8 protein-coding genes are annotated in these 6577 nt (G+C 72.8%); 6 read left to right on the forward strand and 2 right to left on the reverse strand.

The genetic code is table 11. The features are described 5' to 3' along the window. Window positions 1-63 precede the first annotated feature (63 nt). Window positions 64-906 carry a hypothetical protein gene (locus ACFP3V_RS07175; protein WP_380580967.1) on the reverse strand — a complete coding sequence of 281 codons (843 nt, stop codon included), beginning with the start codon at window positions 904-906 and terminating at the stop codon, window positions 64-66. Window positions 907-1036: 130 nt separating this feature from the next. Between ACFP3V_RS07175 and ACFP3V_RS07180 the strand changes: the two genes are divergently transcribed. From ACFP3V_RS07180 to ACFP3V_RS07205, 6 genes are all read left to right on the forward strand, one after another. Further along, window positions 1037-1930: an HhH-GPD family protein gene (locus ACFP3V_RS07180; protein WP_380580969.1), complete on the forward strand. Its 894-nt coding sequence runs from the start codon at window positions 1037-1039 to the stop codon at window positions 1928-1930. A 112-nt stretch (window positions 1931-2042) separates the two neighbouring features. After that, on the forward strand, window positions 2043-2645 hold the full coding sequence (locus ACFP3V_RS07185) for a TetR/AcrR family transcriptional regulator (protein ID WP_380580971.1): 603 nt from the start codon (window positions 2043-2045) through the stop codon (window positions 2643-2645). 261 nt (window positions 2646-2906) lie between these two features. Beyond that, window positions 2907-3758 carry a M23 family metallopeptidase gene (locus ACFP3V_RS07190; protein ID WP_380580973.1) on the forward strand — a complete coding sequence of 284 codons (852 nt, stop codon included), beginning with the start codon at window positions 2907-2909 and terminating at the stop codon, window positions 3756-3758. A gap of 181 nt (window positions 3759-3939) precedes the next feature. Further along, the gene (locus tag ACFP3V_RS07195) at window positions 3940-5043 is read left to right on the forward strand and encodes a ferritin-like domain-containing protein (protein ID WP_380580975.1); all 1104 of its coding nucleotides are present in this window, start codon (window positions 3940-3942) and stop codon (window positions 5041-5043) included. Window positions 5044-5126: 83 nt separating this feature from the next. After that, window positions 5127-5621, forward strand: coding sequence for an SPFH domain-containing protein (locus ACFP3V_RS07200; protein ID WP_380580977.1), 495 nt, complete (start codon window positions 5127-5129; stop codon window positions 5619-5621). 89 nt (window positions 5622-5710) lie between these two features. Next, entirely contained in the window at window positions 5711-6031 is a 321-nt protein-coding gene (locus ACFP3V_RS07205; protein WP_380580979.1) for a trypco2 family protein, read from the forward strand. A 26-nt stretch (window positions 6032-6057) separates the two neighbouring features. Here the strand turns inward: ACFP3V_RS07205 and ACFP3V_RS07210 are convergent, their stop codons facing one another. Next, complete coding sequence (locus tag ACFP3V_RS07210) at window positions 6058-6534, reverse strand: GNAT family N-acetyltransferase (RefSeq protein ID WP_380580981.1); 477 nt, start codon at window positions 6532-6534, stop codon at window positions 6058-6060. Window positions 6535-6577: the final 43 nt, after the last annotated feature.

Below are 6577 nucleotides of genomic sequence, written 5' to 3' on the forward strand. Positions count from 1 at the left end.
AAGGGGTCGGACCTCCGCGAGCGGTGGGCTGGTCGCGCGGTTTCCCGCGCGCTGGCGGGGCGCTCAGCTGCCGAAGGGGGCGAGCTTGAACTGGTGCGTGGGCTGGGACTGGAGGCCGCTCACGGCCACGCGGGCCAGGTAGGTGCCGGAGGCCACCGCCCCGCCGCCCGTGCCGGGGGTGCAGCCGGGCTTGGACGTGGTGCGGGCCCACTGGAACGTGGCCGTCAGCGGTCCGCCGGAGGCGGGGACCGCGTACCACTGGGCGGAGCCGTCCTTCGGGCAGTCGCCGGAGGACCAGACCCGCGTGCCGCTGTCGGAAGTGATGGTCAGCACGGCCGACTTGGCGCCCAGGTCGATCCGGCAGGCGGCGCCGCCGGTGTTGGTGACGTCGAGCGTGAACGTCGGCCACTGCGAGGAGTTGTAGGTCTGCTCCGAGCTGTTGAGCGCCAACTCCAGGTCTGCGGGCGCGCACTGGGGCAGGTTGGCCACGCCGGGCGCGTTCCCCTGCGCCGTACCGCCACCGGAACCGGAGCCCGAACCGCCGGCGCCCCCACCCGAGCCTCCGCCGGAGACGCTGACCGGCGCGCCGGCCGACGCCGACGCGGAGGCGGACGCCGAGGGCGTCGCCCCGGCGCCGGCGCTCGCGCTCCCTCCGCCGCTCGGGCCGCCACCCGTCGCCGGAGCCGAACTGCCGCCCGGCTTGCCGTCGTTGGAGCCGCCGCCGGGCGTCAGGGAGCCCGCCGGGGAACCGGACGCGCCTGCCACGGGCGAGTTGCCGCCGCCCCCGCCGAAGACCAGCCAGACGAGCAGGGCCACGACCGCCGCGAAGGCGGCCAGCACGACGACGCGCCGGCGCCAGTAGATGGAGGCCGGCAGGGGTCCGACGGGATTGCGCAGAGAAGGCACGAGCAAACCTTACGAGACGTCAACCCCTGCTCACGGCAACACCACCGCACTCGCGCCCCTTCTTTCACATGATCGTCCATTTGCTCCGTCCGGCGGGTGGTCCGTCCCCCTGTGGGAGGATCGGAGCACCATGACCACGACGCCCCACCCGAGCCTCCCCTCGCTGCACCGCACCGTCCTCGGCTGGTACCAGGCGAACGCCCGCGAGCTGCCCTGGCGTGAACCGGACGCCGGGCCCTGGGCGGTGATGGTCAGTGAGTTCATGCTCCAGCAGACTCCGGTCAAGCGGGTGCTGCCGGTCTGGCACGCGTGGATGGAACGCTGGCCCACCCCGGGCGCGCTCGCGGCAGAGGCGCCCGGCGAGGCCGTCCGGGCGTGGGGAAGGCTCGGCTACCCGCGGCGGGCGCTGCGGCTCCATGCCGCCGCGACCGCGATCACCGAGGAGCACGGGGGCGTCGTCCCCTCCGACCACGCCGCGCTGCTGGCCCTGCCCGGCGTCGGCGAGTACACCGCCGCCGCCGTCGCCTCCTTCGCGTTCCGGCAGCGGCACGCGGTGCTGGACACCAACGTCCGCCGGGTCTTCGCCCGGCTGGTCGAGGGCCAGGAGTACCCGCCCAACGCCACCACCGCGGCGGAGCGGCGCACCGCGGCCGGCCTGCTGCCCGAGCAGCCGGAGACCGCGGCCGCCTGGGCCGTCGCGGTGATGGAACTGGGCGCGCTGGTGTGCACGGCCCGCAGCCCCGAGTGCGGGCGCTGCCCGGTGGCGGCGGAATGCGCGTGGCGGCTCGCAGGTTCACCACCGCATGAGGGGCCGCCGCGTCGGGGGCAGAGCTACGCGGGAACCGACCGACAGGTCCGCGGCCTGCTGCTGGCCGTGCTGCGCGAGGCGGAGGGTCCCGTGACGCAGCGTCAGCTGGACGCGGTGTGGGGCGAGCCGGTGCAGCGCGCCCGGGCGCTGGACGGGCTGGTCGCCGACGGGCTGGTCGAGCCGGTCCAGCCCGGCGTCTACCGGCTGCCGTCGTGAAGCGGCCGGGACCGCCCTGCACCGGGCCTCTTACCGCTTCCTAGCCGGGCGGCTAGGAAGCGTGGACATGGCGCGATAAGCTCGGCCCGACCACTGATGAAGAGGCGGATGGATGACGACCCAGGCACCGCGCACCGACACCCGCGCGCGCATCATCGACACCGCCCTCGAACTGTTCGCCGAGCACGGGTACGAGAAGACGTCGCTGCGTGAGATCGCCGACCGCCTCGGCGTCACCAAGGCCGCGCTCTACTACCACTTCCGCACCAAGGAGGACATCCTCGCCGGGATCGTCGACTCCATGTCCGCCCCCATCGACGAGGCCATCGCCTGGGGCGAGCAGCAGGAGTACAGCCCGGCGGTGCGGGACGAGATCATCCGCCGGTACGCGGAGGGGATGGTCGACCGCAAGCGGCTGGTCCGCTTCTTCCACGAGAACCAGCCCACCATCCGGGACCTGGCGGTCGGCAACCGCTTCAAGGAGCGCATGATCGCGCTCACCCGGCTGCTGCAGGGGCCGAACGCCGGCTACGAGGACCGGGTGCGCTCGGCTGTCGCCCTGATGAGCATCAACGTCGCCCAGTTCGTGGCCGAGGCGCACGTGGACGAGTGCACCCACCGCGAGCTCCCGGACCTGCCCGACGAGGCCACCCGGCTCGCCCTGGGACTCAAGATCGCCCTGGAGATCGCCGACCGGATCGGCAAGCCCGCCTAGGACGACGGGCGCCGCCGGGAAGCCCCCCGCGCGTGAGGCCCCTCACAGGCCCTTGGTCCCCTACGACCCAGGATCGTAGTCACCCGCCCGCGCGGTGGGCAGCCCGTACCCGCGGAAACCCCCGGCCGTCCTACTACCACGCGTCGTAGCAGGGGTGTTTCCGGCCCGCCCGGGCCCGGTGTTACCCAGGAATGGACCTGCTCGGGTCCGAGAGTGCACCGACGTCCCGAGAGCCCTCACCGACTGCTCGGGAGTCCACGCATGTCCGCCTTCGCCGTGTCCGGCCGCATCGCCCAGCGCCGCAAGCGCATCGCCACCGTCGCCGCCACCGCTGCCGCCGTCGCCCTCGCGGGCGGGACCGTGTTCACCGTCTCCGCCTACGCCGACGACACCCGCGCCCAGCTGTCCGGCGGGAACTGGAGCACCGAGCTGACCAGCGCGCCCAAGACCCCCGCCACCACTCCGGTGTCCACGACCAACGCGGTCGCCGCGAGCGCCGTGACCGCTTCCCCCGTCTGGGCCGCCAGCCAGTCCGCCGCCACCGCCGCCCAGGCGAAGGCCGCGGCCCAGGCCAAGGTCCAGGCCGCCGCCGCGGCGAAGGCCAAGGCCGAGGCGGCCGCGAAGGACGCCGCCCAAGCGAAGGCCGTGGCCGCCTCCCGCGCCGCCGAGCGCGCCAAGCTGGCCGCGGCCAAGGCGGCCGCTGCCGCCAAGGCCTACGTGACGCCGGTGGCCCACCCCACCATCAGCGAGAACTTCGGCGTCCCCGGCCCGTGGGCGGCCGGCTACCACACCGGCACCGACTTCGCCGTCAACGTGGGCACCGCCGTGCACGCGGTGACCTCCGGCACGGTCGTCTCCGCGGGCTGGCAGAACGCCTACGGCAACACCGTGGTGGTGCACCTGTCCGACGGCAGGTACGCCCTCTACGCGCACCTCTCGCACATCGGCGTCCAGGCGGGCCAGCACGTGGCCAAGGGCGCGCAGCTGGGCAAGTCGGGCAACACCGGCAACTCGACCGGCCCGCACCTGCACTTCGAGATCCGCACCAGCAACGCCTACGGCGCGGTCGTCAACCCGGTGACCTACCTCAAGCAGCACGGCGCGAGCCTGTAGCGGGCCTCCGGCGGGTACTGCCGAGTACTCCTCGGATTGACGTTCCGTCAATGCCCGTGCACCACAGCAAATCCTCCATAGCAGCCCCTTGACCCCTGTCAGCGGTCGGCATTGTCCGGCCGCTGACCGCGTGTGAGGCTCCTGTCAGAGATCCCCCCAACTCCTCGGCAGGAGCCCGCACATGTCGACGTTCGACCGGTACACCGTGCCGCCGGAAACCCCTCTCTGGTCCGTGCCCGCCGCCGGCGCGGCCCGGCTGAACTGGGAGTACGACGACGGACGCGACCACCTGCTCGCCCTCTACCAGAAGGGCAAGGACAAGCAGTGGGACGCCGCCAAGCGCATCGACTGGTCCCTGGAGGTCGATCCCTACGACCCGCTGGGCGTTCCCGACGAGGCCATGGCCATCTACGGAACCGCGTACTGGGACAAGTTCAGCCCGGCCGAACGCGCGGACCTGCGGCGGCACTTCGCCTCCTGGCAGTTCAGCCAGTTCCTCCACGGCGAGCAGGGCGCCATGGTCTGCGCCGCCCGCATCGTCGAGTCGGTGCCCGACCTGGACGCGAAGTTCTACTCGGCCACGCAGACCATGGACGAGGCCCGGCACGCCGAGCTGTACTCGCGGTTCCTGCACGAGAAGATCGGCATGCTCTACCCGATCAACGACAACCTGCAGTCACTGCTCGGCGACACCCTGCGCGACTCTCGGTGGGACATGCCGTACCTGGGCATGCAGGTGCTCATCGAGGGCCTGGCCCTGGCCGCCTTCGGGCTGATCCGGGACACCACGACCAAGCCGCTGCCCAAGCAGCTGCTGGCGTACGTGATGCAGGACGAGGCCCGGCACGTGGCCTTCGGGCGGATGGCGCTGCGCGACTACTACAAGCAGCTGACGGCCGCGGAGCTGGCCGAGCGCGAGGAGTTCGTGATCGAGGGCTGCTACCTGATGCGCGACCGCCTGAGCGGAGTGGAGGTACTGCAGAACTTCGGCATCCCGGCGGCGGACGCCAAGGCTGTCACCGAGCAGAGCGAGTACCTGCAGTTCTTCCGCAAGCTGCTGTTCTCCCGGATCGTGCCCTGTGTCAAGGACATCGGGCTGTGGGGGCCGAAGCTGCAGCAGGCCTACGTGGACATGGGCGTCTTCGAGCTGGGCGACTCCAACCTGGACGCGCTGATGCGGCAGGATGAGGAGATCGCCGAGCAGCTGGACGCCCAGCGCTTCGCGGCGGAGGAGGCCGCCCGCGCGGCGGAGGTCGCCGAGGCGATCGCGCAGGGCAGGGACTGACGACGGCGGGGGTGCGGTGGAAGGGACGCGGCTGAGCGCCGAACCCCCGGCGGGAGCACGGGACCTGCTCCTATCCTGACGGCATGGTGGGGGTACTCGGCGTCCTGGTGGGCGTGCTCGTGGCGGTCGTTCTCGGCTCCTCCGTCCGCCGGGTGCCGGAGGGGACGGTGGCCGTCGTCGAACGCTTCGGCCGCTACGCGCGCACGCTCCGGCCCGGCACGGCGCTGCTGCTGCCGATGGCGGAGCGGGTGCGCAACCGGATCGACGTCCAGGAGCAGACCGTGCCGCTGCGGGTCGTCGGCACCGACGCGCAGGGGCGCCCCGTCGTGCTGCAACTCCGGCTCCGCTACAAGGTGGTGGACCCCCGGGCCGCCACCTACGGTGTCTCGGCCCCCGGCCCGGCCCTGGTCCAGCTGCTCGACGTCGCCGCACGCGACGCGGTGGCGGCGGAACCGGCCGACCAGCTGCGCCGGCATTTGCAGCCGGTGGCGGACCGGCTGCTGGCCCTGCTGAAGGAGTCCGGGCGCGGCTGGGGTGTCCGGGTGGACGAGGTGTTCGTGGACGAGGTCTCGGGCTGAGTCCGCGACCCCGTGCGACTCTTCACAGTTCCGTGACGGCCTGCGCGAACGCCCGCCCGGCGCGCAGCCGCGCGTCCATGCTGAGCGGCATGAGCCACTCCCGGATCGACCTCACCGACGCCGTGCAGACCATCCGCGACCAGCTGATCGCCGCGGCGGCGCGCGGCAGCGGGCAGCCCGTCTCCTTCGAAGTGGGCACGGTGCAACTGGAGTTCACTGTGCAGCTGGAGGCCGACGCGCAGGCGAGGGGCGGCTTCAAGGCCTGGGTGCTGTCCGGCGAGGCGGCGGCGGGGGTCAAGGCCGGGCACACCCAGAAGGTCACCCTGAACCTGACACCGCGCAACGCCTACAGCCACGGCTCGCTCGAGATCGGCGACGAGGACCTCGGCCGCACCGACCACTTCGGCTGAACGTCGGCGGCCGGGCCGCCGCCCGGTCAACGGGGGTCGGGGAAGCTCCAGTTGAGCAGGACGCAGTCCTCCTCCTCGGCCGCGCCCGCGCTGCGGTAGGCGGCCAGGGCGGCGGGGTTGCCCCGGTCCGTCAGCACCCACATGCCGTAGCAGCCCCGCTGCCGGGCCAGTTCGGCCAGCGCCTCGACGAGGGCGCGGCCGACACCCCGGCGCCGGTGCGCCTCGGCCACGGCGAGTTCGTAGAGGAACATCTCGGTCCCCTTGTCGGGGTGCGTCACCTCCACCCCGCTGACGAAGCCCACCGGCGCCGCGGCGTCGCTCTCGCCCACGCTCCCGTTCACGGGACCGTCCGGGTAGGGTTCCCGGTCCGGGTAGGCCAGCAGCAGGTGGTGGCCGTCCTCGACGAGAAAGCGGCCCACCCCCTCCGGCTTCACCGGACCGTCGAACAGGTGCTCCGCGGCGACGATCTCGTCGACCGTCCTCGCCGCTCGGATCTCGGTCATGGCGGCATCATCCTCGCCCGGTGCCCCGCACACCAGCGAAGGC

This window comes from Streptacidiphilus monticola, from assembly GCF_042658505.1.
GTDB lineage: Bacteria > Actinomycetota > Actinomycetes > Streptomycetales > Streptomycetaceae > Streptacidiphilus > Streptacidiphilus monticola.